Annotated in this window: 1 protein-coding gene; it reads right to left on the bottom strand. The window is 75.4% G+C overall.

What is annotated here, in order from left to right:
- Positions 1-1,195 (bottom strand): alpha/beta fold hydrolase (locus AB0C69_RS42185; protein WP_360362549.1); only part of this gene is annotated, 1,195 nt, incomplete at its 3' end.
- Between the last annotated feature and the right edge of the window lie 323 nt (positions 1,196-1,518).

Genomic DNA, 1,518 nt, shown 5'->3' with positions numbered 1-1,518 from the left:
GTTCGGCCGTGTGCCGCGCCCACGGCCAGTGCAGGCACTCCTGGACGAACCCGCCGCCGACCGCCGTGTCCGCGGTGAACGGCCAGGTCGCCCGGGCCGGCAGGTGCCTGCGCACCCGCTCCAGCGCGGCCTTCCGCACGCCCGGCGGCGTCTCGGACGTCCCCCACGGGAACCGGCCGTCCCCGCAGATCGTCGCGATGTGCAGGCCCGAGCTGTACTCGGCCGGGTCCTCGCCGCCGGAGTCGAGCGCCCGGAGCAGGCGGTCCAGGTGCGCGGCGTCGCCGTGGCGGGCGTCGTGGACCGCCGAGACGACGTCCCCCAGCCCGCCGAGGGCGCCGGCGTCCCGGTAGGTGGGGTCGAGGAACTCGTAGGTCACCAGCATGTCCCAGATCCGCACGGCGTCCTGGCGGTGCCGTGCGAGCCAGGCCAGGTCGCGGGCGGGGTCGAAGCCGCAGGCGGGCGCGGCGGCGCAGGCGTCGCGCAGGACGCGCGCGGTGGCCCGCAGCCCGGTGAGGTAGAGCATGTCGTCGCCCTGCGGGTCGACGAACGGGAGCACCGAGTCGAGGACGAGCTTCCTGACGCCGGCCGGATGGGACGCGGCGTAGGCGGCGCCGGTCATGGTCCCGTAGGACACGCCGTCCACGGTCCAGCTCCGCACGCCGAGCGCGCGGCGCAGCTGGTCGAGGTCGCCGACCGTCTGCTCGGTGGTGAAGTAGTGCCGCCGGTCGCCGAGGACGCCGGCGCACTCCCTCACCGCGCCGGGCGTGGGCGGCTCGATGTCACTGCCGCCCACCTGTGCCTGGAGCCGCGGGCAGTCGACGGCGCCGAACTCCCCCGTGCCGCGCTGGTCGATCATGACGAACCGGTAGTTCCTCGCCAGCTCCGGCAGGCGCTTGGAGATGCCGGAGATGAAGGGGACGCCGGGCTGCCCCGGGCCACCGGTCAGGAACATCAGGACGCCCTTGGGCGCGCGCGCCTCGTCCGCCGCCGCGACCTGGAGCCTCAGGGTCCGGCCGCCCGCGGGACGGCGGTAGTCGAGGGGCACGGTCAGGAACGAGCAGGTGAAGCCGGGCTGCCCGGCGCAGGGCCTGGAGTCGGTCAGCCGGGGCGCGGCCGGCCGGGCGGGGGGCGCTTGGGGTGCCGCGGACGCCGTCGCGCCGCCCGCTCCGAGGAGGGCGAGGGTGAGGGCTGACACCGCTGAGCAACGTCGTCGCATGGAGGGATCCTCCCTCCGGACTCCCGCGCTCGCCGGGATGTCGCCGGATCCGGTCATGTCGCCGCCCGCCACCCGGCGCCGCGCCCCGGCGGCTCTCGTCAGGAAGGCGGCGAGGGTGAATACTGAATCCCGTTCGGTAAATCCGTGAGCGGAGGACCCAGGTGTCCGAGAACTTCTCGATGACCATCGACGGCCGGGCCGTGACGGCGCCCGGCGCCTTCGGCGTGATCGATCCGGCGACCGGCGAGGTCGCCGAGCAGGCCCCCGACGCGTCCCGGGAGCAGCTCGACGCGGCGATGGCC

The sequence above is a fragment of the Actinomadura sp. NPDC048032 genome, from assembly GCF_040653175.1.
In the GTDB taxonomy this organism is placed as follows: domain Bacteria; phylum Actinomycetota; class Actinomycetes; order Streptosporangiales; family Streptosporangiaceae; genus Spirillospora; species Spirillospora verrucosospora.
This window is presented reverse-complemented; position numbering and strand designations above follow the sequence as displayed.